The organism is Mesorhizobium sp. M0317 (assembly GCF_040321555.1).
Classification (GTDB): domain Bacteria; phylum Pseudomonadota; class Alphaproteobacteria; order Rhizobiales; family Rhizobiaceae; genus Mesorhizobium.
Genome location: NZ_JAMYRV010000024.1, coordinates 16,384 through 40,497, shown reverse-complemented (window position 1 = coordinate 40,497; position 24,114 = coordinate 16,384). Strand labels below are relative to the sequence as shown.

The following is a 24,114-nucleotide window of genomic DNA, read 5'->3' as shown; positions in this document are numbered from 1 at the left end:
AGAACAGACAGAGAAGAAACGGAACAGGCACAATGGCTACCGAAATCCGCGTTCCCACTCTCGGCGAATCCGTCACCGAGGCGACCATCGGCAAGTGGTTCAAGAAGGTCGGCGATGCCATTGCCGTCGACGAGCCGCTGGTCGAGCTCGAAACCGACAAGGTGACGGTGGAAGTGCCTGCCGCCGCCGCCGGCACGCTGGGCGAGATCACCGCCAAGGAAGGCGAGACCGTCGGCGTCGGTGCGCTGCTCGGTTCGATCTCGGCTGGAGGCGCTGCCGCCGCCCCGGCGTCCAAGCAGGAGACCAAGCCGCAAGCTGTGTCGCAGGCGTCGAGCCCCGACGCGGCACATACGACCAAGCAGGCTGCGGCCGAGACCGCCAAGATTGCCGGCGATGCCGGGCCGGTCGAGCCGCGCGCCATGCCGCCGGCGCCAGCTGCCGCAAAGCTGATCGCCGAGAACAATCTGTCGGTCGACCAGGTTTCTGGCTCGGGAAAGCGCGGCCAGGTGCTGAAGGGCGATGTGCTCGACGCGATTTCCAAGGGCGCGCCGTCGCAGCCGGCCGAAATTCCGAAGGCCGCACCGGCTCCGGTCGCCGTGCGTGCGCCGTCCTCGGGCGACGATGCGTCGCGCGAGGAGCGCGTGCGCATGACCAAGCTGCGCCAGACCATTGCGCGCCGGCTGAAGGAAGCGCAGTCGACCGCCGCCATGCTGACCACCTTCAACGAGGTCGACATGTCGGCGGTGATGGCGCTCAGGACCAAGTACAAGGACATCTTCGAGAAGAAGCACGGCGTGAAGCTCGGCTTCATGGGCTTCTTCACCAAGGCCGTCACCCACGCCTTGAAGGAGATCCCCTCGGTCAATGCCGAGATCGACGGCACCGACATCATCTTCAAGAACTATGCCCATATCGGCGTCGCCGTCGGCACCGAAAAGGGCCTCGTCGTGCCGGTGGTGCGCGACGCCGATCAGATGTCGATTGCCGAAATAGAGAAGGATATCGGCCGGCTGGGCATCGCCGCGCGTGACGGCAAGCTCTCGGTCGCCGATATGCAAGGCGGCACGTTCACGATCTCCAACGGCGGCGTTTACGGCTCGCTGATGTCGACGCCGATCCTCAATGCGCCGCAGTCCGGGATTTTGGGCATGCACAAGATCCAGGACCGGCCGGTCGTGGTCGGCGGCCAGATCGTGATCCGGCCGATGATGTACTTGGCGCTGAGCTACGATCACCGTATCGTCGACGGCAAGGAAGCCGTGACCTTCCTGGTCCGCGTCAAGGATAGCCTGGAGGATCCCGAACGGCTGGTGCTCGATCTGTGAGTGATCCGGGATGGCCGAGCCCGCCCAGCCGATCGACCTGTTCGAACTCCTGACGACTGGCCGCGCGGGTCCTCTCGAACTCGGCAAAAGCAGCCGTGAGGCGGTTCGACAACTGATCGACGCGGAGGATGTGCGGGCGGACGGTCATTATCGCCACGGGGACACGGAGTCCGCGTGGTGTATCTATGGCGCCAATTGCGAATTCTTCTTCAGCCCCGATTTTCGCTTGCGATCGATCAGCGTCGAGCCTTCCAAGACCGCCTTGGCACTCAATGGCATGATGACGACCTGGCGCGGCGATTTCGAACTCAATCTGGGAGGACATCCAACCATTCTGGCTGGCAACGACCCGATTGCATTTCACGCGTTGCCGAAAGCGCTGCAGGTCCTGAACAAGCCTGAGTTCAATTGGACAATCGGTGGCGGCGATGAGCGCGACATCTATATCGAACTGTCGGAAGGCTCCCGCTATTTGACCCTCAAGTATGAGATCAACACCATTCCGGTGGACGGGGATGCGAAAATTCTCTTTGAGATAGATTACTTTCTAGCAGCGGTCTTCCTTGTCGACCGGGATGTTCAGGGCGACGAATGACAATCCGGTCCTTCCGAATTTCGCAGCGTGTTCTGGCCCTGTCGCTAGCAGCAGCGGTGGCGACGCCGATCCCCGCCCAGGCCGCCTGCCCGCTGGCTCTCGCCGTCTATGGCGATGCCGAGAGCGATGCCGGCATCGATTTCCGGCCGACGACGGATGCGGTCACCGTCACCAACTCCTTCACGATGGTGCTCGACAAGGGCATCGTGCTCGACGGCATTGTGATGTGGACCTCCGGTGTTTCGCGACCGCATGGCTCGCTGATGTACAAATGCCCGACCGGCGACGTCACCGGTGACGAGCTTGCCGCCTGCACGGTCTGGCAGGGCGTGGTCTACAGCGCCGACGACAAGGGCAACATTGCGCTGCTGGCGGCCGAAGGCACGGACGCGCCGCAGAGCCTGATCTTCCCCGATCTGGGTTCATCGTTGCAGATGTCGTCCGCCTTTGGCTCCAACGGTTTTTCGAAACTGCCGTGGGATGTGTTTTTGCTGAAAGGTTGCCAGGAATGAGCGCGGCGAAGAAAGTTCTTCTGGTCACCGGCGGCAGCCGCGGCATTGGTGCGGCCACTTGCCGGCTTACGGCGAAGGCCGGCTACCGCGTCGCGGTCAACTATGCCGCAAACGAGGCCGCGGCCCAGGCGCTGGTCGCCGAGATCGAGGCCGGTGGCGGTGAAGCGATAGCGGTCAAGGGCGATGTCGGCGTCGAGGCTGACATCGTCGCCGTGTTCGAAGCCGTCGATAGCGCCTATGGCCGGCTCGACGCCCTGGTCAACAATGCCGGAATCGTCGACGTCAAGGCGCGTGTCGACGAGATGAGCCTGGCGCGGCTGGAGCGCATGATGCGCATCAACGTCATCGGCTCGTTCCTGTGCGCGCGCGAAGCGGTCAAACGCATGTCGAGCAAGCATGGCGGCCAGGGCGGCGCCATCGTCAACATCTCGTCGGCGGCGTCGCTACACGGCTCGCCCGGCGAATATGTCGACTATGCAGCGTCCAAGGCGGCGATCGACACTTTTACGCTCGGCCTGGCGCGCGAAGTCGCGACCGAAGGCGTGCGCGTCAACGCGATACGGCCGGGCATCATCGACACCGAGATCCACGCTTCGGGCGGCCAGCCGGACCGGGTTGAGCGGTTCCGCGACATGCTGCCGATGAAACGAGCCGGCACGGCGGATGAAGTCGCGCATGCCGTTCTCTATTTTTTGTCGGATGAAGCGTCCTACACGACGGGCGCAATCCTGAATGTAAGCGGCGGCCGCTGAGCCCCAAGCTAAGGGAAACGAACATGGCTTATGATGTCGTTATCATCGGGTCGGGGCCGGGCGGCTATGTCTGTGCCATCAAGGCGGCACAGCTCGGGCTCAAGGTCGCGGTGGTCGAGAAGAACGCCACTTTCGGCGGCACCTGCCTGAACATCGGCTGCATCCCATCCAAGGCGCTGCTTTATGCCTCGGAGATGTTCGCCGAGGCCGGCCATTCCTTCGATGCGCTGGGCGTCGAGATACCGGCGCCGAAACTCAATCTGAAGAAGATGATGGCGCACAAGGACGCGACCGTTTCGGCCAACGTCAATGGCGTCGCCTTCCTGTTCAAGAAAAACAAGATCGATAGTTTCCGTGGCACCGGGAAGGTGGTTGCGGCCGGCAAGGTGTCGGTGACGGCTGAGGACGGCAAGGTCGAGGAGATCGAGACGAAAAATATCGTTATTGCCACGGGCTCCGATGTCGCCGGCATTCCCGGCGTCAAGGTCGACATCGACGAGAAGGTGATCGTGTCGTCGACCGGCGCGCTGTCGCTGGAGAAGGTGCCGGGACATCTGGTGGTTGTCGGCGGTGGGGTCATCGGTCTGGAGCTCGGCTCGGTCTGGGCACGGCTCGGCGCCAAGGTCACCGTGGTCGAATTCCTCGACACCATCCTGGGCGGCATGGACGGCGAGGTCTCCAAGCAGTTCCAGCGCCTGCTTTCCAAGCAGGGTTTCGAGTTCAAGCTCGGCACCAAGGTGACAGGGGTGACCAAGGCCAAAAAGGGCGCCGCCGTTACCTTCGAGCCGGTCAAGGGTGGTGCGGCCGAGACCATCGAGGCCGACGCGGTGCTGATCTCGACCGGACGCCGGGCCTATTCCGACAGCCTCGGGTTGAAAGAAGCCGGCGTCGAGGTCGACGAGCGCGGCCGGGTCAAGACCGACGGGCATCTCAGGACCAACGTGGCCGGCATCTACGCCATTGGCGACGTCATCGCCGGGCCGATGCTGGCGCACAAGGCCGAGGATGAAGGCGTGGCGGTGGCCGAGACCATTGCCGGCCAGGCCGGCCATGTGAATTACGACGTCATTCCGAGCGTCGTCTACACCAGCCCGGAAATCGCTTCGGTCGGCAAGACAGAGGAAGAGCTGAGGAAGGCCGGCATCGACTACAAAAGCGGCAAATTCCCGTTCACCGCCAACGGCCGCGCGCGCGCCATGCTGCACACGGACGGCTTCGTGAAGATCCTCGCCGACAAAGCCAGCGACCGCGTGCTCGGCGTCCACATTGTCGGCTTCGGCGCCGGCGAGATGATTCATGAGGCGGCGGTGCTGATGGAATTCGGCGGCTCATCCGAAGACCTCGCCCGCACCTGCCACGCGCATCCGACAATGTCGGAAGCGGTGAAGGAAGCAGCGCTGGCGACGTTCTTCAAGCCGATCCATATTTAAGGAAACGCTGGAGGGACAGCACCCCCCTGTGGCCTGCCGGCCATCTCCCCCTCAAGCGGGGAGATTGGACTTCACCGCCGCGTCGCGAGCTTTCAAGTTTCTCACGTTTCTAACCCGGCGCTGTTCGTGAGACAGCCGATCTCCCCTCTCGAGGGGGAGATGTCCGGCAGGACAGAGGGGGCGGTGAAGAATTGCGACGCTCGCCGATAGGTGCCCCAAACAAAACGGCCCGCTTTTCAGCGGGCCGTTCTTGGCTGGAATCAAGATGCCAGATCAGTTGGCCAGATTACGGGCTCGGCGCCGGAGCGGGCGCGGGTGCCGGGGCTGGCGCAGGAGCCGCGGGCGCAGGGGCTGGTGCGGGAGCCGGTTCGGCGGGCTTCATCGGCTCAGCCGGTGCAGGTGCGGGCGCCGGTGTGCTGGCTGCCGGCGGCTCTGCGGGCGCAGGATGTTCGCCGCTTCTGCCGAAAACATAGTACGCGACAATCGCAAGGATGACGACGACCAGCGCAATCAGCCAGCCGCTGCCACCACCCGACCTGGGCGCTGGATCGTTAGGGTTCGCCATAAAAGTGTCCTCCGTGGATGAAAAGCATCAATCAACACCCCTCAACGCGCAACCGTTGAACGGGTTCATACTAGGCCTTCAAATTGACGAACGCAGGAAAATTCTGATTCGCAACCGCTTGTTGGCCTGTATTTCCCCCGCAAAATCAATCACGAACGAGGTAGAACGAGCTTAGCTGGCCTTTTCCGCCAAAAATAGGGCCAACCGCCTCCGCTTTGCGAATCAGTTGCGCACCGCACAGAGCCGGGCTTACGTGATTCGGTATTCAAGACGGGCGCTGCTCAGTCGACGGCGGTGACGGTATAGCCGGCCTTGCGAAAATCCTCGACCAGGCCTTCGGGGCCGGGAAGATGCATGGCGCCGACGGCCATGAAGGCATTGCCCTTGGCCAGGATCGGTGCGGCATGGTCGGCCATGACCTTGTTGCGGCCGGTGATCATCGTCCGGTCGAATTCGGCGTAACCTGCGTCGTCGTCTTCGTCGGGCGAGATCGAACGCAACAGCGGCCAGAAGGTGCCGGTGTCGCCGCGCTGGTAAAGCACGATCATGGTTTCGTTGATGTCGTTTATCTTGTCGCCGAGCTTCAGGGTCTCGACCAGCCCTTTGATGTGGAACGCAATCGGCAGCGAGGCCATGGCGCGCAGCTGGCTGGCAGCGGTCTCCAACCCTTCCACCGGCTTCCCCAAGGCCTTGGCGTCCTGCGCCAGCTTGACGTCGAGAACCGGTGCGCCGCCTGCCTGACGGGCGACCTCACAGACCGGCAGCGCGACCATGGCCGACAGCAGCCACGGCTTCATCTTGGAGACGCTCGCCGGCGGAATGCCGCGCGCATCGAGCCCTTTGTTCACCACCGCCGCATCCTCCGGCGACAACAGCGACGACAACGTCGTGTTGTCGGTGAACATCATCAGCTCGGGTTCCTTGAGCATGGCCTCCATCATCTTCTGCTTGTCGAGCACGTCGGTGGTCTCGATGATGATGGTGCCGGCAGCGTCATAGGCTTTCCTGGCTGCCGGCGGCAGAGTGGTCACGCGCGGGTCGGTCATGTGCATGGTGCCGAACAGGAAGGATGGCTTTTCGCCTGATTTCTCCAGCTTCCACAACAGGCCCTTGCCGTTCAGCGTCGCTGCTGCTTCCGTCTCGATCCTGGAATAGGTGGCGGGGTCTTCCTTCAGCAGGGCCGACAGCAGATCGGCGCCGGCGCAGGCCGGGGCTTCGGCATGCGCCCTGCCCATGGCAAGCAGCAGCACGACGAGAAAAGACAGGCAAAACACGGCGTTGAGCGCGACGAGCAGCTTCAGCGACACAAGGGCCGCGCGATCGGCAATGGCAAGGGCGCGTTTCATGGTGCGGTTCTAGGACTGAAAAGCGGCGAAACGGTTAACCGGCGTGGGGAAATTGTCCTGGACTTATTCAGTGGTCACGCGCGGGGATGCGCGGATTCGTAAATCTCGAGCAGTCTTGCGGTGTCGACGCCGGTATAGACCTGCGTCGTTGACAGGCTGGCGTGGCCGAGCAGTTCCTGGATGGTGCGCAGGTCGCCGCCGCGCCCGAGCAGATGGGTGGCGAAGGAATGGCGCAACGCGTGCGGCGTCGCGGTGTCGGGCAGGTTCAGCGCCGAGCGCAGCCTGGCCATGTCGCGCTGGACGATGGCCGGGTTAAGCGGCCCGCCGCGGGCGCCGCGAAACAGCAGGCCCTTGGGGTCGAGATGATAGGGGCAAAGTTTTCGGTATTCGGCGATGGCCCGCAGCGCCACCGGCAGCACTGGCACCAGCCGTGTCTTGCCACCCTTGCCCGTGACGCGCAGCACGGTGTCGGCTTCCGATGCCAGGTCGGCGGCGCTGAGGCCCAGCGCTTCGGAAATGCGCAGGCCCGATCCATAAAGCAGCGTCAGCACGGCGGCGTTGCGGGCGGCGATCCAAGGCTCTTCAGCCAGCTGGCAGTCCACCGACACGACATGTTTGGCATCGCTGGCGGTCAGCGGCTTGGGCAGCGATTTCGGCTGGCGCGGCGCGCGCAACGCCGCGGCACCGGCGGCATTGGCGAGACCCCGCCGTTCGAGGAAGCGCAGCAGCGAGCGGATGCCGGCGAGGCCGCGTCCGAGCGTGCGGGCGCCGGCGCCGGCGTTGCGCCGCGCGGCAAGAAAGCCGCGCAGATCGGCCGGGCGGAGAGTGGCGATGTCGGAAAGACCAGGCGAGCCGCCGCAATGCCCTGTGAGGAAATGCAGGAACTGGCGCGTGTCGCGCTCATAGGCTTCGACGGTCGCCGGCGACAGCCGGCGCTCGCGCGCCAGCATCTTCAGCCAGCTTTCGCGCGCTGCCTGGAGGTCGGGTTTTGCCGGGATGAGAAATTCCTGCATGCCGCCATTGTCAGGCAGCCGGGTTAGGAAGCGGTGAAGAACCTGTCATTGAAATGACGCCGGTAGGGCGTTAGAGCAGGGCAAAGGATATCAGCCATGTCGAAGCCCCAGAACCCCGTGCAAATGGCCGTGATCGGCGCCGCCCACGGCATCAAGGGCGAATTGCGGGTCAAGACTTTCACTGGCGAGCCGATGGCGCTGGCCGATTATGGGCCGCTCTATGCCAAGGACGGCCGCGTTTTCCAGATCACCGACATAAGGCCCGCCAACACCGTCGTGGTGGTGCGCTTCGAGGGCATTGCCGATCGCAATGCCGCCGAGGCGCTGGCCGGAACCGAGCTGTTCGTCGACCGCTCGATGCTGCCCGACGATGGCGAGGAGGACGAATTCTACCACGCCGATCTCGTCGGACTTGAAGTCCGCGACGATAAGGGCGCGGTCATCGGCAAGGTGGTGGCGGTGCATAATTTCGGCGGCGGCGACATTCTCGACGTTACCCTCGGCGGGCGCAAAGGCGTGCTGATCCCGTTCACCCAGGCCGCCGTGCCTCAGGTTTCGATCGCCGAAGGTTTTCTCCGCGTCGACCCGGCAGCCGCCGGCCTTGTCGAGGATGAGGATGGCGACGCGCCGCGCGAAGCCGGAGGCAACCGGTGACGTTCAAGGCGTCGGTGCTGACGCTCTATCCCGAGATGTTTCCGGGCGGGCTAGGCCTGTCGCTGGCCGGACGGGCGCTCGAAGTCGGGACATGGTCGCTGGAAGCTATCCAGATCCGCGACTTCGCCAGCGATCGCCATCACACCGTCGACGACACGCCGGCCGGCGGTGGCGCCGGCATGGTGATGCGCGCCGATGTGCTGGCCAAGGCGATCGACCACACGTCGCCGGCGGGCGATCCGCGGCCGCGTTTGCTGATGAGCCCGCGTGGAAAGCCGCTGACGCAGGCGCACGTGCGCGAACTGGCTGGCGGGCCAGGCGCCGTCATCGTTTGCGGCCGGTTCGAGGGCGTCGACCAGCGGCTGATCGAGGCGCGTGGACTGGAAGAGGTCTCCATCGGCGATTTCATCCTGTCGGGCGGCGAGCCGGCGGCGCTCGTACTGCTCGACGCCGTTGTGCGGCTGTTGCCCGGCGTCATGGGCAATGCGGTGTCGGGCGAGGAAGAAAGTTTCGAGAACGGCCTGCTCGAACACCCGCATTACACGCGGCCACAGGAGTTCGAAGGCCGCCCCATCCCCGACGTGCTGGTCTCCGGTAATCACAAGAAGATCGCCGCGTGGCGGCGCGCCGAGTCCGAGAAGCTGACCAGGGAGCGCCGGCCGGATTTGCTCGCCGCTCAGCCCTTGGCAAAATAGTAGACGGCGAGAAACAGGCCGACGGCGATGACGAAGCCGCGTACTGCGTTTTGCGGCACGCGCTTGGCGATCCAGACGCCGGCATAGCCGCCGAGCGCGCCGCCGGGGATCATGACGATTGCCTGAGGCCAGGCAACAACGCCGCCGGAAACGAAGACCAGTATGGCAACGGCGGCGATGACCACGGCCAGCATGTTCTTCAGCGCGTTCAGCCGGTGATAGTCGCCGGATTGCGTCAGGCCGAGCGTCGCCAGCATCATGACGCCCATGCCGGCGCCGAAGAAGCCGCCATAGATGGCGGTAGCGAACTGCGCCAGCGAACCGGCCAGAGAGCCGACCGTGGCTTCATGCCCAGGCTTCGGCGTTGGTTTCAGCCACGGCCCGGCGGCGAACAAGGCGGTTGCGGCCAGCAGCAGCCACGGCACGAGGGCGCGGAACGACGGATTTGAGAGCGCCAGCAGGATGAGCGCACCAGCCAGCGCGCCCAAAGCCGAGATCAGGCAAAGCAGCAGCGCGCCGCGCCAGAAATGCTTGATGTCGGTCCAGTAAGCCAGCGTCGAGGTGATGTAACCGGGAAACTGCGTTACCGAGGACGTGGCGTTGGCGACGATCGGCGGCAGGCCGGCCAGCGTCATGGCGCCGAAGGTTATGAAGGTGCCGCCGCCGGCAACCGCGTTGACGGCGCCTGACAGAAAACCCGCGAGGAAGAGCAGGACTGCGTCGAAAACAGACATTGTGAGGCCGCCGGACAAGTGTGCTGCTCCCGGATTAGGAAGCTTGAAGGGCCGGCGCAACCCTGCACTGGGCGATTGCGTGGTGGCATGCGACCAAAAAAGACAGGGCCAAGGCGTGACAAGTCAGTGAAATAGCTGTATGTGCCCGCCCGTACTGGCGAGAAAAATCTCCCGGACCCGTCAACAATGACGGTGTAGTCGCCCCTGCCCAATGTTTCGAAGACAAGATGTCTCGGGGACAAAGGGCATAGCCGAGCGGTCAATGGAACTGCAAGGCGAGTGTCGGACGCTCTGACTGTCGGAAGAACAAGAAGTGGACTATTGAGATGGATATCATCCGTCAGCTCGAGGCCGAACAGGCCGCCAAGATCGAAGCCAAGCGCAAGCTTCCCGAGTTTCAGCCCGGCGACACCGTGCGCGTCCAGGTCCGCGTGACCGAAGGCACCCGCACCCGCGTCCAGGCCTATGAGGGCGTCGTCATCGCCCGCGCCGGCGCCGGCTTCCAGGAAAATTTCACCGTCCGCAAGATCTCCTACGGCGAAGGCGTCGAGCGCGTTTTCCCGGTCTACTCGCCGATGGTCGAAGGCGTCGAGATCGTGCGCCGCGGCAAGGTGCGCCGCGCCAAGCTCTATTATTTGCGCGACCGTCGCGGCAAGTCGGCCCGTATTTCGGAAAACACCGGCGTGCGCGCCCGCAAGCTGAACGATGAGGAGCGCGACGCGCTGAACGCTGAGAAGGCCCGCATCGAGGCCGAGAAGATCGCCGCCGTGCAGGCGCTGGCAGCCGAGAAGGCCGCGCAGGAAGCCGCCGAGAAGAAGGCCGCCGACGAAGCCGCCAAGGCCGCCGACGAGGCTGCAAAGGCCGCGGAAGCGACCCCGGCCGAATAAGATCTCGACCAAGGATTTTGAAAAGGCGGCTTCGGCCGCCTTTTTTCGTTTCACCAGACTGTGAACGATTGCCGGCCGAGAGTTGCGCCACGGCTGTTGACTCGAATTATCTTGTACATTAAATGATCGCATACAAAGCAAATGGAGAACTGACATGGCACTCTACACCACACAGGCTCGCGTCACCGGCGGCCGCGCTGGCCACGGCGAGACCAGCGACGGCCTGCTGAAGGTCGACCTCGCTTTGCCGAAGGAGCTCGGCGGACAGGGTGGCGCCACCAATCCCGAGCAGCTGTTCGCGGTCGGCTATGCCGCCTGCTTCGAAAGCGCCATCCGCTTCGTCGCGCGCAAGCAGAAGCTGCCGCTGGACGATGCGGCGGTAAGCGCCACCGTCAGCCTGCTTCCCAATGGTGAAGGCTTCAAACTTGGTGTCGCACTGGCCGCGGAGACCAAAGGCCTTGATCAGGCGGCGGCGGAAGCGCTTGTATCGGCAGCGCATCAGATTTGCCCCTATTCCAATGCGATCAAAGGCAATATCGAGGTGGCGCTTTCGACCGTGGCGCTTCCGGCAAAGGCAGCATGACGACGAAGACCGAAACCAGGGCCAGCGAAGTCCCGGCGGACACGGCCGGGAGGATCGCCGTTCCGCGCCTCGACCAGCAGCTCTGCTTCGCGCTCTATTCGGCGAGCGGGCTGATGACCAAGCTCTATCGGCCGCTGCTTGACCCGCTCGGCCTGACCTATCCGCAATATTTGGCGATGCTGGCGCTGTGGCAGCATGCGCCGAGCACGGTCGGCGAACTCGGCGAGGCGCTGGGGCTGGATTCGGCGACATTGACGCCTCTGCTCAAGCGGATGGAAGCGGCTGGTCTCGTCACCCGCCGTCGCGATCCGGCCGACGAGCGCCGCGTGCTGGTCGAACCGACTGCCAAGGGCCAGGCGCTGCGCGCCCGCATCAAGGACGTATCCGCAGGCCTTGCCTGCGCCATGCCGCTGGAAGTCGAGGAGCTGAAGTCGCTGCACCGGACCTTGACCGGATTTGTCGCCAAGCTGCGTGAGGCTACGTCACCATCCTGATCCGTCATCTGACGGGTTCCCGTGTCCAGGAGGGGCCTGGTTTGCCGGCGGCGCAATCACGGAATAAATTCCGACCACGGGGCGTTCTAAAACCGCGTTGGTTGAAGGCATTGGAATCCGCTTTCACCGGACGCTGAGCACCGGACCGGCTTGCAAGCCGTCTGCGGACGGCTAAAGTCGCGCCTGGATTTTCATGCGAGCCCGGCTGCAAGCGGGCTTCTCATCCTGGAGCGTGTCATGACCAAATCGAAGCTGCTGCTGGCCGCCCTCGCGGCCTGTTTCCTCGCGCCCGTCGCTGCATGGGCGGCCGATGCGCTGCCCGATCTCGGCGGCAAGAAGGTCGTGGTGGTGACGGAAAACGCCTATCCGCCGCTGCAGTTCATCGACGCCAAGACCGGCAAGCAGATCGGCTGGGAGTATGACGCGATGGACGAAATCGCCAAGCGGCTGAACTTCAAGGTGGAGTACCAGAACACCTCCTGGGACGCGATGATCCAGGCGGTTTCCGACAACCAGTACAACATTGGCATGACCGGCATCACCATCAAGGACGACCGAAAGGAGAAGGTCGATTTCTCCGACCCCTATATGCGTTCGGAGCAGTTCATGCTGGTGCGCGCCGATGAAAGCCGCTTCACCGACGCCAAGACCTTCGCCGCCTTCAAGGACGGGTTGATCGGCGCGCAGGCCGGAACGACGCCGTTCTACACCGCCGTCTACAGCGTGCTCGACGGCAATGAGCAGAACCCGCGCATCAAGCAGTTCGAGACCTTCGGCGCTTCGGTGCAGGCACTGAAATCCGGCGACGTCGATGTCGTCCTGACCGACGGCACCGCCGGCAAAGGCTATGTCGATGCCTCCGGCGGCAAGCTCAAGCTGATCGGCGGCCCGCTCGGCACCGAGGAGTTTGGCTTCATCTTCCCGAAGGGCTCGGACCTGGTGAAGCCGGTCAACGCGGCGATCGCGGCGCTGAAGGCCGACGGCACGATCGAGGCGCTGAACAAGAAGTGGTTTCTCGACTACAAGATGGGGCAGTAGGCCGTCTTGGCGCGACGGCCGCTGACCCCCCTTGCGGGGGAGATGCCCGGCAGGGCAGAGGGGGGTGTGAAGGATCGCCTCCCTTTTGTTTTGAGCTTTTCCAAAGAGGCCAAAGGTTGTGACTGTAACCGTTTGACAGGTTGGAGGGACAGCACCCCCCTCTGTCCTGCCGGACATCTCCCCCGCAAGGGGGGAGATCGGCAGATCTTGCGAGCGCAGCTGTTCACCAGCGTTGGGCATTGATGCTCGCCTCAACCCCAAAATCCGATTTCCCCTGGTGGCTTGCCGCTGCGATCGCGCTCGCCATCGTGGCTGCGCTCTGCATTGCCGCCAGCGATCTCTACGCCCAGGTTTTTGCCACCGTCGCCAAAGGCATCGGCATCACCATTCTTGTCACCGTGGTCGCCTTCGCGCTGGCTTCCGCCATCGGGCTCGGCATTGCGCTGATGGGGCTGTCGGGGTCGCGTTGGCTCAGGCAGATCGCTCGTTTCTATGTCGAGATCATCCGTGGCGTGCCGATCCTGGTGCTGTTGTTCTGGATCGCCTTCGCCGGCGCGCCGGCCTTCGTGACTGCGTGGAATGCGCTGACCGCGCCGCTGCAAAACGCCGGCTATCTCGGCGAGCTTTTGGTGCGCGACGTGTCGCTGTTGTGGCGTGCAATCATGGCGCTGACCATCGGTTATTCCGCCTTCATCTCCGAGGTCTTCCGCGCCGGCATCCAGTCGGTCGAGAAAGGCCAGATCGAGGCTGCCAAGGCGCTCGGGCTGACGCGCACGCAGCGCTTCCGGCTGATCGTGTTCCCACAGGCGATCCGCACCATCCTGCCGCCGCTCGGCAATGACTTCGTCGCCATGGTCAAGGATTCCTCGCTGGTCTCGGTGCTCGGCGTCGCCGACATCACGCAGATGGGCAAGATCTACGCCGCCGGCTCGTTCCGCTTCTTCGAGACCTATTCGATCGTCGCCTATATCTATCTCATCCTCACCGTCAGCCTGTCGCTGGCGCTGCGGGGGCTGGAGCAGCGACTTCGGCGGGCGCAGCAGGAATAGAAGTCCGACGCGGGCACGGCTACGATCGCGGAGGACAGGATTCCGGAGGATGCAGGCGATGACGATCGACAAGGCCAATGCGGCGCTGGGTACCGTCTATTCGGCCGACACGCCGGAAGGGCTGGCCAAGGCCTATGCAGACTGGGCCGCGACCTATGACGGCGAAACCGCTTCACTAGGCTATCTGCTGCCGTTCCTGATCACCGCGTGGGTGGCGCGCCATGTGAAGGTGGGTGAAGGCCCGCTGCTCGACGCCGGCTGCGGCACCGGCCTGTCGGGCCCGTCATTGAAGGCGCTGGGTTATCACGACATTGCCGGGCTCGACCTCTCCGACGACATGCTGAAGATCGCCGGCAGCCGCAATGCCTATGGCGATCTGAAGCAGGCAATGCTCGGCGGGCCGCTGCCCTGGCCAGACGGGCATTTCCGCGCCTTCTTCTCGACTGGCGTGTTCACCATCAGCCATGCGCCGGCGTCCGGCCTGCACGAGCTTGTCCGCATCACCAGAAAAGGCGGCCACGCGATCTTCACCGTGCGCGACCAGGTGTTTGACAGCGGCGGCTTCCAGGCCGTGTTCGACGGGCTGGAGCGGGCCGGGAAATGGCGGCCGGCCGAGCAAAGCCCATGGTTCCGCTGCTATGCGATCGCCGAGCCGGATGCGTTGGTAAAGACTTTTGTGTTCGAGGTGCTTTGAGCGCCGCCCTCTTCGCCTTCTCTCACAAGGGGAGAAGCGAAAGCACGCCGCAATTGCCGAAAAGCCAAAACATTGGTATGAGCCACGCCATGGAAGAGCTTTTTGGCGATCCGGCCTATAAGGGTTTCGTGCTGCAGGACAGAAAACGCCTGCCGTCGCGTTTCTCTTCGCGCATTTCCGGCGCGCTCACCAGCCAACTTAGCTAAGCCGCTTTCGCCGGGCCGAAGGCTTCGGCGCGTCTGCCCTTCCCCTTTTTGCAAATCGACGGATTTACGCACATGAGCGCACCGCGCACCCTCTACGACAAGATTTTCGACGACCATGTCGTCGATCGCCAGGATGATGGCACCTGTCTGCTCTACATCGACCGCCATCTCGTCCATGAAGTGACCAGCCCGCAGGCCTTCGAAGGTCTGCGCATGACCGGCAGAAAAGTCCGGCATCCGGAAAAGACGCTGGCCGTGGTCGATCATAATGTCTCGACCTCGCCGGAGCGCAAATTCGGCATCAAGAACGAGGAAAGCCGCATCCAGGTTGAGGCGTTGGCCAAGAACGCTAGGGATTTCGGTGTCGAATATTATTCCGAGAACGATATCCGCCAGGGCATCGTCCACATCATCGGGCCGGAGCAGGGCTTCACGCTGCCTGGCATGACGATCGTCTGCGGCGACAGCCACACCTCGACGCATGGCGCCTTCGGCGCACTGGCGCATGGCATCGGCACCTCCGAGGTCGAGCATGTGCTGGCGACGCAGACGCTGATCCAGCGCAAGGCCAAGAACATGCTGGTGCGTGTCGATGGCCAGTTACCGGAAGGCGTCACCGCCAAGGACATTATCCTCGCCATCATCGGCGAGATCGGCACCGCCGGCGGCACCGGCTATGTCATCGAATATGCCGGTGAGGCGATCCGCGCGCTGTCGATGGAAGGCCGCATGACGATCTGCAACATGTCGATCGAGGGCGGCGCGCGCGCCGGCCTGATCGCGGCCGACGAAACCACCTTCGCCTATGTCAAGGGCAAGCCGCGCGCGCCGAAGGGCGCGTCGTGGGACGCCGCGCTCGAATACTGGAAGACGCTGCAGTCCGACGAGGGCGCGCATTTCGACAAGGTGATCGTGCTCGACGCGGCCAAGCTGCCGCCGATCGTCTCCTGGGGTTCCTCGCCCGAGGACGTCGTTTCGGTGCAGGGCGTCGTTCCCAATCCGGAAGAGATCACGGACGAGAACAAGCGGACGTCAAAGATCCGCGCGCTCGACTATATGGGGCTGACGCCGGGCACGAAGATCACCGACATCACGCTCGACCGCGTCTTCATCGGCTCCTGCACCAATGGCCGCATCGAGGATCTGCGTGCGGTGGCCAAGGTGGTCGAAGGCAAGACGGTGAGTGCGCATGTCGATGCGATGATCGTGCCGGGCTCCGGTCTGGTCAAGGAACAGGCGGAGGCCGAGGGTCTCGACAAGATCTTCATTGCCGCCGGTTTCGACTGGCGCGAGCCGGGCTGCTCGATGTGCCTGGCCATGAACGACGACCGGCTGAAGCCGCATGAGCGCTGCGCCTCGACCTCGAACCGCAATTTCGAAGGCCGGCAGGGCTTCAAGGGCCGCACCCATCTGGTATCGCCGGCCATGGCGGCGGCGGCGGCGATCGCCGGCCATTTCGTCGACATCCGCGACTGGAAATAGCGCAGACTGGTTCAAGCCTGATCTGAGCGTATGCAAAACCCCGAACGGCAAAACCGTTCGGGGTTTTGTTTAAAGCGCGCCGCTCTAAGACCCTTGGGGTATATGCCCTAGCCGGCACGGCGGATGATTTCATGAAATTCCTCCCGGCTGCCGGGTTCGTCGGCCGCGACCACCAGCGCCAGTTCGCGCTCGTCGAAGATCTTGAACCACTCGTCCCATTCGACCAGCTCGTAGCCGCCTGCGTTGACCGGGCGTTCAGGCTGATCCTGGTCCTGATAGGCGTGCTGGCCGAAGACGAGCCTCAGCAACGGCTGCGTTCCGGTCTCGGGCGATACATCGACGATCGCCGGAAATCCGGCGCGCCCTGCGGCCCATGAGCGAATTGCTTCGTGATCGGTCAGCGTGATCGTGTCGGCCATGAACAACTTCTCCTTGATTGCTGTCAGGAAACGCCGGCCTCAGGTCCCGGTTCCGTGCACCAGCTTCATGAGTGGCGACTTGCATATTCGTCCCGGCTTAACCGCTTGTTGGGGCTTGCGCTCTAAGGTCTTCCCTGACGTCAAGCGGGAAGTCACCGTCCTTTGGACACCGGCCTGTTCATAGCGCTGCTCAATCCGACGATCGCGCTGGCGCTCGGCGCGGCGTTCCTCGTGCTGTGGTTCTATCAGCGCCACCGGCCCTATCTGGCTGTGCTCGGCACGAGCTATTGCGTGTCCGCGCCCGGCTTCCTGCTGCAGTATTTCACGCTGCCCGGCGGCATGGTGCTGACCAAGCTGGTCTCCAACCTCTGCTTCACGCTCGCCGCCTGTTGCCTCGTCGGTGCGATCATCTCACGCTACGGCAGGCGCGTGCCCTATATCGCGATCGGCATTCTGGCGGGTGGCGGGATGGTGGCATTCTGCTGGTTCCTGTTCGTCCAGCCGGACTTGACTTGGCGCATCCTGTCGATCAATTTCGGCTTTGGCGGCCTCAGCCTGCTGGTCGCCGCCGAGCTGCGCGCCGTGCGCAAGAACGGCCCGACGGAAAAAATCCTGTTCGTACTGTCGCTGCTGTCCGGGCTGAACTTTATCGGCCGCACGCTGCTCGTCGTCATCTCGCACGGGCCGTTCACCAGCTATGACGGGTTTTATGGCTCGTCCTACTGGACGACGGCGCTTTTGACGCACGCGTTGCTGTCGTTGCTGATCGCGCTCTGCCTGTTCTCGGCAGCTGCGCTCGACGTGATGAAGGCGCTGAAGACCGAGACGCACACCGATCCGCTGTCTGGCCTGCTCAACCGCAGGGGTTTCGAGGAGCGCGCCTTGCTGGTGCTGCAGCATTGCGCTGTTACCAAGGTGCCGGTCGCGCTGGTGCTGGCCGATCTCGATCACTTCAAGGCGCTCAACGACAAATACGGACATGCCGCGGGCGACCAGGTGATCGCCGACTTCGCCGCCAAGCTTCGCGCGGCCGCCGGCACGCGTGCGGTTGCCGGCCGCATCGGCGGCGAGGAGTTCGCCGTGCTTCTGTCGCTGAGCGATCTTGCCACGGCGCGGCTGTTTGCCGAAGCCGTGCGCACGCACTATTCGGCCGGCAGTGTCGACGGGTTGCCGCCGGGCACCAGGGTGACCGCGAGCTTCGGCGTCGCGGCGCGCACCGGCGACGAAGGGCTGGAGCCGCTGATGCGGCGCGCCGACGAAGCGCTCTACAAGGCCAAGAAGAACGGCCGCGACAGTGTGCGATTGTCCTATGAGCGGGCGGAAACGGTGTTCATCCCGGATACAGGCAGCGTCGGTTAGCGTCTCGCTTAAACGGCCTCTCGGCCGTGCCGGATCATCAGCGGCAAGGGCTGAGGTTGGGCATTTCGCCATCGGAGAGGCCGTACATATAGGAGCGGCCCTTCACGAACACCGGCGGCTGGTAGCAGCCACGCCTGGAGATGTGATCCGCCTCGTCTTCATAAAGGACTTCCGGTTCCGCTTCCGGCTGCCCGGCGCTGGTGTAGTCGGACAATTTCTTGGCCAGCCTGCCTTGGCCGACAATGATGCGCTTGTAGCCGGCGGCGCTGTCGATGACGAGATTGCCCAGGGAATCGGCATAGACGCGGTCATGATGGCGCGACCAGGCCATTGCCGGGGCGGCGAAGCCGAGACTGGCTGTCGCCAGCACAAGCGCCGCAAGGCGCGCTCTTCCTGAATTCGAAAGCATGGTGTCCTCTCTGCTGTGGACCCGATCGAATCGGAAATTAACCTTTTCTTAACCTTTGTTAAGAGGGCAGGCGCATCCGGCGCCGATCTCTCGCCAAACATGGTTAATATCCGACGGGATGGAAAACCCGGGCGTCATCATTCGGCCATGCTTGCCCGCACCATCGGCCGCGACGCACACAACTACGCTGACGTCGGGTGAGCTTGATCTTGGTGGAACATCGCGGCTAGTTAGCCGCGCGGGAGGACAGCATATGGCGTTACGCCGGACGTTTCGGGTGACGCTGTTGTCGATCCCTTTGCTGACTGCCGCAGCCTGCGTGCCGCAGAACGGCGCGCCGACGGCGGTGAATACCGTACCACCCACTGTCGCGCCCGCGCCGGCTCAGCAGTCCGCCGCACCTGTGGCGCCCCCGGCTTCCGCAACGGCTCCGACAGCACCTGCCGCACCTTCAGCCAAGATCGTCACCGATCTTACCGCGCCGCGGTCTGCTGTCGGCACGGCAACTTACAGATGCGGCAATGGCGGCATGATCACCATCCAGAACCTCGGCACGGCGTTGCGTGTTGTCAGGCCCGACGGCACGACCGAGGAGTTTGCCGCATCACCCGCCAACCAGTCCAGCCGCTACCAGGAAGCCGCGTCGCATGACGCAATCGTGATCGACGCGCGCGAGGCGCTGGTGATGAAGAGGGGCTCGACACCACAGACCTGCAAACGATAGCCTGGCGTCGATTGCAAAGGAAATGCCGCACTGCAGCGAACGGTGCGCCGGCTTTCGACGGTGGCCAAATCGATTGAAGCGAAACAGCGGCCTTTTGTCAGACTAAATGACGTTTTCAAAACGATTTTCCGGCTTTGACGCGGTGCAAAAAGAGCATTAGAAACCGGCTGTCTGAAGTCATATATCGAGGCGGTAAGTGCCGCTTTCCACCGCGGCTCCGGACATCGAACTGGGGCAGCCATGAGCAAATCACCAGCCACCCGAACCGCCAGACGTGAACGGCCGCTCTCGCCGCACCTGACGATTTACCGCCCACCGATCACCATGACGATGTCGATCATTCACCGCATCACTGGCGGGGCGCTGTATTTCGGCACGCTGCTGGTCGCCGCGTGGCTGATGGCGGCGGCGAGTTCGCAAGGCGCTTTCGATTGGATCAACTGGGCCTTCGGCACCTGGCTCGGCCGGCTCATCCTGTTCGGCTACACCTGGGCGCTGATGCACCACATGCTGGGCGGCGTGCGCCATCTCGTCTGGGACACCGGCGCCGGGCTGGAGAAACACACGGCATCGAAGATCGCCTGGGCGACGCTCGCCGGTTCCATCCTGCTCACGCTGCTGATCTGGGTCGCCGGCTACATGGCGCGGGGAACCTTGTGATGAGCGGCACGAACAACAACGATATGCGCACGCCGCTGGCCAAGGTCCGCGGTCTGGGCTCGGCCCGCGAAGGCACCGGGCATTTCTGGCGACAGCGGCTGACGGCCTTTGCCAACATCCCGCTGATACTGTTCTTCGTCGGGTTCCTGATCGCGCTCAATGGCGCCGGCTTCGCCGAGGTGCGGGCGGCGCTCGCCAGTCCGTTCGTGGCGCTGGTGTTGGCGCTGGTGCTCGTTTCCGGTCTCACCCATATGCGTGTCGGCATGCAGGTCATTATCGAGGATTACGTGCATGCCGAAGGCATGAAGCTGGCGCTGATCGCACTCAGCACGTTTTTCACCATAGCGGTCGGCGTCGCCTCGATCTTCGCCCTGCTCAAACTGGCATTCGGAGGCTGATTTGGCCAAGGACGCGAAATCGGCCACCGGCTATACCTTTGTCGACCACAAGTTCGACGTGGTGGTCGTCGGCGCCGGCGGCGCCGGCCTGCGCGCCACGCTCGGCATGGCCGAGCAGGGCCTGCGCACGGCCTGCATCACCAAAGTGTTCCCGACCCGCTCGCACACGGTGGCGGCACAAGGCGGCATTGCCGCGTCGCTGTCCAACATGGGTCCGGACTCCTGGCAGTGGCACATGTACGACACCGTCAAGGGTTCGGACTGGCTGGGCGACGTCGACGCCATGGAATATCTGGTGCGCGAGGCACCGGCGGCGGTCTACGAGCTCGAGCATTACGGCGTGCCGTTCTCGCGCACCGAAGAGGGCAAGATCTACCAGCGGCCGTTCGGCGGCCACATGATGAATTATGGCGACGGCCCGCCGGTGCAGCGCACCTGTGCCGCCGCCGACCGCACCGGTCACGCCATCCTGCACACGCTCTACGGCCAGTCGCTGAAGAACAATGCGCAGTTCTTCATTGAGTATTTTGCGCTCGACCTGATCATGGAACCGGACGGCACCTGCACCGGCGTCGTCGCCTGGAACCTCGACGACGGCACCATCCATCGCTTCTCCGCCAAGATGGTGGTGCTGGCGACCGGCGGATATGGCCGCGCCTATTTCTCGGCGACGTCGGCGCACACCTGTACAGGCGACGGCGGCGGCATGGCGGCACGGGCGGGCTTCCCGCTGCAGGACATGGAGTTCGTGCAGTTCCATCCGACAGGCATATACGGCGCCGGCTGCCTGATCACCGAAGGCGCGCGCGGCGAGGGCGGCTATCTCGTCAATTCCGAGGGCGAGCGCTTCATGGAACGCTACGCGCCGTCGGCCAAGGACCTGGCCTCGCGCGACGTCGTCTCGCGTTGCATGACGCTGGAGATCCGCGAAGGCCGCGGGGTCGGCAAGAACAAGGACCATATCTTCCTGCATCTCGACCATCTCGATCCGGCCGTGCTGCATGAGCGGCTGCCGGGCATTTCGGAATCGGCCAGGATTTTCGCCGGCGTCGACCTGACCAAGGAGCCGATCCCCGTGCTGCCGACGGTGCACTACAATATGGGCGGCGTGCCGACCAATTACTGGGGCGAGGTGCTGAACCCGACTGTCGAGAATCCTGACCGGGTGTCACCCGGGCTGATGGCGGTCGGCGAGGCCGGCTGTGCCTCCGTGCACGGCGCCAACCGGCTGGGCTCGAACTCGCTGATCGATCTGGTGGTGTTCGGCCGCGCCGCCGCAATCCGCGCCGGCCAGGTCATCGACCGTAATTCGGCGATCCCTTCGCCCAACGAAGCCTCGGTCGAAAACATCATGGACCGCTTCGACCGGCTGCGCCACGCCGATGGCTCGACGCCAACCGCTGTTCTGCGTGAGAAAATGCAGAAGGCGATGCAGGAAGACGCCGCCGTGTTCCGCACACAGGAGTCGCTCGAAAACGGCTGCAAGCGCATTTCGCAGATATGGACCGAGCTCAAGGACCTGAAAGTCTCCGACCGCTCGATGATCTGGAATTCCGACCTGGTCGAGACGCTGGAGCTGGAAAATCTGATGGCCAACGCCATCACCACGGTCTACGGCGCCGAGGCGCGCGAGGAGAGCCGCGGCGCGCATGCGCGCGAAGATTTTTCGGCCCGCGACGACATTATCTGGCGCAAGCATACGCTGGCCCGGCTAAGCGAGGACGGCCAGGTGAGCCTCAGCTATCGTCCCGTGCACACCGAGCCGCTGGTGGCGGAAAAGGACGGCGGCATCAGCCTTGCCAAGATCGCGCCGAAGGCCAGGGTGTACTGACCATGGTGCCGAAGCCCGTCATCCGAAAGGACCAGAGGTAATGGTCGAACTCACGCTTCCCAAGAACTCCAAGGTGCAGCCGGGCAAGACCTGGCCGAAGCCGGAGGGCGCCACCAACCTGCGGGAATACCGCATCTACCGCTGGTCGCCCGACGATGACGAGAACCCGCGCATCGACACCTATTTCGTCGACATGGACGATTGCGGGCCGATGGTGCTCGATGCGCTGCTCTGGATCAAGAACAAGATCGACCCGACGCTGGCGTTGCGCCGCTCCTGCCGCGAAGGCATTTGCGGCTCCTGCGCCATGAACATCGATGGCTCCAACACGCTGGCCTGCACCAAGGGCTGCGACGACATTTCCGGCGCCGTCAAAGTCTACCCGCTGCCGCATATGCAGGTGGTCAAGGACCTGGTGCCCGACCTCACCAATTTCTACGCCCAGCACGCCTCGATCCAGCCATGGCTGAAGACAGTGTCGCCAGAGCCGGCCAAGGAATGGCTGCAGAGCCATGAGGACCGCGAAAAGCTCGACGGGCTCTACGAGTGCATCCTGTGCGCCTGCTGCTCGACCTCGTGCCCGAGCTATTGGTGGAACGGCGACCGCTATCTCGGCCCGGCGACGCTGCTGCAGGCCTATCGCTGGCTGATCGACAGCCGCGACGAAGCCACGGGCGAACGGCTCGACGATCTCGAAGACCCGTTCCGGCTCTACCGCTGCCACACCATCATGAACTGCGCCCAGACCTGCCCGAAGGGGCTCAACCCGGCCAAGGCGATTGCCGAGATCAAGAAGATGATGGTGGAGCGCAGAGTCTGACGCCGCCGCTACCCGCCGACTTTTCGCCGGACGCCGTCGCGGCGCTGCGCGCCCGCCTCGATCTGGTGCGAAGCCAGCCTGTAAAAATCCTGTTTGCCATCGAAAGCGGCAGCCGCGCCTGGGGGTTTCCGTCTCCCGACAGCGATTATGACTGCCGCTTTGTCTATATCAGACCGGTAACCGATCACCTCGTGCTGCAGCAGGCGCGCGATGTGATCGAGTTTCCGATCGAAGGCGAGATCGATGCCGGCGGCTGGGATCTGCGCAAGGCGTTGCTGCTGGCGCTTGGCGGCAATGCCGTCATAGTCGAATGGGCGAAGTCGCCGATCGTCTGTGAGGAGGTTTCGGGGTTTCGCCAGCGCCTTCTCGATTTGCTGGCCGAGATCGTCGATCCGGCGAAGGTATCGCACCACTATCTCGGCCTTGCGCGTTCGCATGTCGCCAAGATCGGCAGTTTCTCCGGCGAGGTGAAGCTGAAGAAGCTGTTCTATCTGATCCGCCCGCTCGTGGCGCTCGACTGGATGGAACAGCGCGGCTTTGCCAGCCTGCCGCCGATGAACCTTGGCGAATGCCTCGATCAGACCGAGATACCGGCTCAAGCCAGCGACGAAATCCGCGGCCTGATCGAGCGCAAAAGCCGGACGCGGGAGATGGGCTCGGGCCTCATCCCGACCGCAATCGCGCGCTATCTCGAAGCCCGCTATGGTCACCACGAAATGAACCTAGTCGGCCCCGTCAGGGACAAAGCCGGCCAAGCGCGCAAACATGCCCTTGCAACCGAATTTTACCGCCGGGAGGCTGAACTTCAATGAGCGATGACCTTCCCATTCTCAATCCCGTCGAAGCCCGTGTGCTCGGCTGCCTGATCGAGAAGAAGGAGCTGACGCCGGATGTCTATCCGCTGACGCTGAATGCAGCACTTGCAGCCGCCAACCAGAAGACGGCGCGCGAGCCTGTCATGGCGCTGGAGCAGACGGAGGTGCATCGGACTCTCAAGCTGCTCGAGCAGAAGGGGCTGGTGCGTCAGATGTTCGGCTCGCGCGTCGAGCGCTATGAGCATCAGATGGCGCAGCGCTTCTCGCTGACCACGCCGCAGACCGCGGTGATCGGCCTGCTTTTGCTGCGCGGGCCGCAGACGGCGCATGAGTTGCTGGCGCGAGCTGAGCGCATGGCGCGGTTTTCGTCCGTCGAGGACCTGCGTGGCGAACTCGACATGCTGATCGGCCGCCGCCCGCCGCTCGTCCAGGAAATACCGCGCGGGCCGGGGCAGCGCGAGGACCGTTTTATGCATCTGCTCGCAGGACCGGTGGACGTCGCGGCGTTATCGGTGCAGCGGAGCGCGCCGGCCTTGCCTGCTTCCGACCTGGAAGCGAGATTGGAGGCTCTGGAGCAGGAAGTCGCAGCCCTTCGCGCCCGGCTTGATGCGCTGGGCGCCTAATA

Annotated in this window: 28 protein-coding genes; 23 read left to right on the top strand and 5 right to left on the bottom strand. The window is 63.8% G+C overall.

Annotated elements, in window-relative coordinates:
* The first annotated feature begins 32 nt into the window (after positions 1–32).
* From odhB to lpdA, 5 genes are read left to right on the top strand one after another with little or no spacing between them, the layout of a single operon-like run.
* Positions 33–1,325 (top strand): 2-oxoglutarate dehydrogenase complex dihydrolipoyllysine-residue succinyltransferase, encoded by a 1,293-nt coding sequence (gene odhB / locus NKI88_RS17785; protein WP_023710224.1) that lies wholly within the window; start codon positions 33–35, stop codon positions 1,323–1,325.
* Between the two features lie 10 nt (positions 1,326–1,335).
* The gene (locus NKI88_RS17780; protein ID WP_352656365.1) at positions 1,336–1,920 is read left to right on the top strand and encodes a hypothetical protein; all 585 of its coding nucleotides are present in this window, start codon (positions 1,336–1,338) and stop codon (positions 1,918–1,920) included.
* Positions 1,917–2,432: a hypothetical protein gene (locus NKI88_RS17775; RefSeq protein WP_352656363.1), complete on the top strand. Its 516-nt coding sequence runs from the start codon at positions 1,917–1,919 to the stop codon at positions 2,430–2,432. The genes NKI88_RS17780 and NKI88_RS17775 overlap by 4 nt, the downstream gene beginning before the upstream one ends.
* On the top strand, positions 2,429–3,184 hold the full coding sequence (locus NKI88_RS17770) for an SDR family oxidoreductase (protein WP_352656361.1): 756 nt from the start codon (positions 2,429–2,431) through the stop codon (positions 3,182–3,184). The genes NKI88_RS17775 and NKI88_RS17770 overlap by 4 nt, the downstream gene beginning before the upstream one ends.
* A 23-nt stretch (positions 3,185–3,207) precedes the next feature.
* Positions 3,208–4,614, top strand: a complete 1,407-nt coding sequence (lpdA, locus tag NKI88_RS17765) for a dihydrolipoyl dehydrogenase (RefSeq protein WP_352656359.1) — start codon at positions 3,208–3,210, stop codon at positions 4,612–4,614.
* Positions 4,615–5,460: 846 nt separating this feature from the next.
* On the opposite strand, the gene NKI88_RS17760 is transcribed toward lpdA, so the two are convergent.
* Positions 5,461–6,525 carry a TraB/GumN family protein gene (locus NKI88_RS17760; protein ID WP_352656357.1) on the bottom strand — a complete coding sequence of 355 codons (1,065 nt, stop codon included), beginning with the start codon at positions 6,523–6,525 and terminating at the stop codon, positions 5,461–5,463.
* A gap of 74 nt (positions 6,526–6,599) precedes the next feature.
* Positions 6,600–7,538: a tyrosine recombinase XerC gene (locus NKI88_RS17755; RefSeq protein ID WP_023742119.1), complete on the bottom strand. Its 939-nt coding sequence runs from the start codon at positions 7,536–7,538 to the stop codon at positions 6,600–6,602.
* Between the two features lie 96 nt (positions 7,539–7,634).
* Between NKI88_RS17755 and rimM the strand changes: the two genes are divergently transcribed.
* Together rimM and trmD are read left to right on the top strand one after the other, a co-directional pair.
* Positions 7,635–8,192, top strand: coding sequence for a ribosome maturation factor RimM (gene rimM, locus NKI88_RS17750; protein ID WP_352656355.1), 558 nt, complete (start codon positions 7,635–7,637; stop codon positions 8,190–8,192).
* A complete protein-coding gene (gene trmD, locus NKI88_RS17745) occupies positions 8,189–8,887 on the top strand; it encodes a tRNA (guanosine(37)-N1)-methyltransferase TrmD (RefSeq protein ID WP_023726048.1) in 699 nt (232 codons plus the stop codon). The genes rimM and trmD overlap by 4 nt, the downstream gene beginning before the upstream one ends.
* On the opposite strand, the gene NKI88_RS17740 is transcribed toward trmD, so the two are convergent.
* Positions 8,869–9,621, bottom strand: a complete 753-nt coding sequence (locus NKI88_RS17740; RefSeq protein ID WP_023683874.1) for a sulfite exporter TauE/SafE family protein — start codon at positions 9,619–9,621, stop codon at positions 8,869–8,871. The two genes, trmD and NKI88_RS17740, sit on opposite strands and share 19 nt — an antisense overlap.
* A 326-nt stretch (positions 9,622–9,947) precedes the next feature.
* Here NKI88_RS17740 and rplS point away from each other — a divergent pair, with 326 nt between their 5' ends.
* From rplS to leuC, 8 genes are all read left to right on the top strand, one after another.
* Entirely contained in the window at positions 9,948–10,508 is a 561-nt protein-coding gene (gene rplS / locus NKI88_RS17735; RefSeq protein ID WP_023670525.1) for a 50S ribosomal protein L19, read from the top strand.
* Positions 10,509–10,662: 154 nt separating this feature from the next.
* Entirely contained in the window at positions 10,663–11,091 is a 429-nt protein-coding gene (locus tag NKI88_RS17730; RefSeq protein ID WP_023694503.1) for an organic hydroperoxide resistance protein, read from the top strand.
* Complete coding sequence (locus NKI88_RS17725; protein ID WP_023683877.1) at positions 11,088–11,585, top strand: MarR family winged helix-turn-helix transcriptional regulator; 498 nt, start codon at positions 11,088–11,090, stop codon at positions 11,583–11,585. Before NKI88_RS17730 ends, NKI88_RS17725 begins: the two co-directional genes overlap by 4 nt.
* A gap of 237 nt (positions 11,586–11,822) precedes the next feature.
* Entirely contained in the window at positions 11,823–12,623 is an 801-nt protein-coding gene (locus tag NKI88_RS17720) for a transporter substrate-binding domain-containing protein (RefSeq protein WP_023694502.1), read from the top strand.
* Positions 12,624–12,865: 242 nt separating this feature from the next.
* Positions 12,866–13,672, top strand: a complete 807-nt coding sequence (locus tag NKI88_RS17715; protein WP_023737993.1) for an amino acid ABC transporter permease — start codon at positions 12,866–12,868, stop codon at positions 13,670–13,672.
* A gap of 58 nt (positions 13,673–13,730) precedes the next feature.
* Positions 13,731–14,366: a class I SAM-dependent DNA methyltransferase gene (locus NKI88_RS17710; RefSeq protein WP_023730242.1), complete on the top strand. Its 636-nt coding sequence runs from the start codon at positions 13,731–13,733 to the stop codon at positions 14,364–14,366.
* Positions 14,363–14,572 (top strand): hypothetical protein, encoded by a 210-nt coding sequence (locus tag NKI88_RS17705; protein WP_352656430.1) that lies wholly within the window; start codon positions 14,363–14,365, stop codon positions 14,570–14,572. The genes NKI88_RS17710 and NKI88_RS17705 overlap by 4 nt, the downstream gene beginning before the upstream one ends.
* 72 nt (positions 14,573–14,644) lie before the next feature.
* Positions 14,645–16,054 (top strand): 3-isopropylmalate dehydratase large subunit, encoded by a 1,410-nt coding sequence (leuC, locus tag NKI88_RS17700; protein ID WP_023670518.1) that lies wholly within the window; start codon positions 14,645–14,647, stop codon positions 16,052–16,054.
* A gap of 107 nt (positions 16,055–16,161) precedes the next feature.
* Here leuC and NKI88_RS17695 read toward each other — a convergent pair whose 3' ends face one another.
* Positions 16,162–16,473 (bottom strand): hypothetical protein, encoded by a 312-nt coding sequence (locus tag NKI88_RS17695; RefSeq protein WP_023670517.1) that lies wholly within the window; start codon positions 16,471–16,473, stop codon positions 16,162–16,164.
* A 162-nt stretch (positions 16,474–16,635) separates the two neighbouring features.
* Between NKI88_RS17695 and NKI88_RS17690 the strand changes: the two genes are divergently transcribed.
* Positions 16,636–17,832: a GGDEF domain-containing protein gene (locus NKI88_RS17690; protein ID WP_023698369.1), complete on the top strand. Its 1,197-nt coding sequence runs from the start codon at positions 16,636–16,638 to the stop codon at positions 17,830–17,832.
* Positions 17,833–17,869: 37 nt separating this feature from the next.
* Here NKI88_RS17690 and NKI88_RS17685 read toward each other — a convergent pair whose 3' ends face one another.
* Positions 17,870–18,241, bottom strand: coding sequence for a hypothetical protein (locus NKI88_RS17685; RefSeq protein ID WP_023687709.1), 372 nt, complete (start codon positions 18,239–18,241; stop codon positions 17,870–17,872).
* A gap of 253 nt (positions 18,242–18,494) precedes the next feature.
* Here NKI88_RS17685 and NKI88_RS17680 point away from each other — a divergent pair, with 253 nt between their 5' ends.
* The 7 genes from NKI88_RS17680 to NKI88_RS17650 all read left to right on the top strand — a co-directional run bounded on the left by NKI88_RS17680 (position 18,495) and on the right by NKI88_RS17650 (position 24,112).
* Positions 18,495–18,965, top strand: coding sequence for a hypothetical protein (locus NKI88_RS17680; RefSeq protein ID WP_023687710.1), 471 nt, complete (start codon positions 18,495–18,497; stop codon positions 18,963–18,965).
* A 240-nt stretch (positions 18,966–19,205) separates the two neighbouring features.
* Positions 19,206–19,625: a succinate dehydrogenase, cytochrome b556 subunit gene (gene sdhC, locus NKI88_RS17675; protein WP_023683884.1), complete on the top strand. Its 420-nt coding sequence runs from the start codon at positions 19,206–19,208 to the stop codon at positions 19,623–19,625.
* Positions 19,625–20,023, top strand: coding sequence for a succinate dehydrogenase, hydrophobic membrane anchor protein (gene sdhD, locus NKI88_RS17670; RefSeq protein WP_023710213.1), 399 nt, complete (start codon positions 19,625–19,627; stop codon positions 20,021–20,023). Before sdhC ends, sdhD begins: the two co-directional genes overlap by 1 nt.
* 1 nt (position 20,024) lies before the next feature.
* Entirely contained in the window at positions 20,025–21,854 is a 1,830-nt protein-coding gene (gene sdhA, locus NKI88_RS17665; RefSeq protein ID WP_352656352.1) for a succinate dehydrogenase flavoprotein subunit, read from the top strand.
* A gap of 40 nt (positions 21,855–21,894) precedes the next feature.
* Entirely contained in the window at positions 21,895–22,674 is a 780-nt protein-coding gene (locus NKI88_RS17660; RefSeq protein WP_023670510.1) for a succinate dehydrogenase iron-sulfur subunit, read from the top strand.
* Between the two features lie 65 nt (positions 22,675–22,739).
* A complete protein-coding gene (locus NKI88_RS17655) occupies positions 22,740–23,486 on the top strand; it encodes a nucleotidyltransferase domain-containing protein (RefSeq protein ID WP_352656350.1) in 747 nt (248 codons plus the stop codon).
* Positions 23,483–24,112, top strand: coding sequence for a YceH family protein (locus NKI88_RS17650; RefSeq protein ID WP_352656348.1), 630 nt, complete (start codon positions 23,483–23,485; stop codon positions 24,110–24,112). Before NKI88_RS17655 ends, NKI88_RS17650 begins: the two co-directional genes overlap by 4 nt.
* The last annotated feature ends 2 nt before the right edge of the window (positions 24,113–24,114 follow it).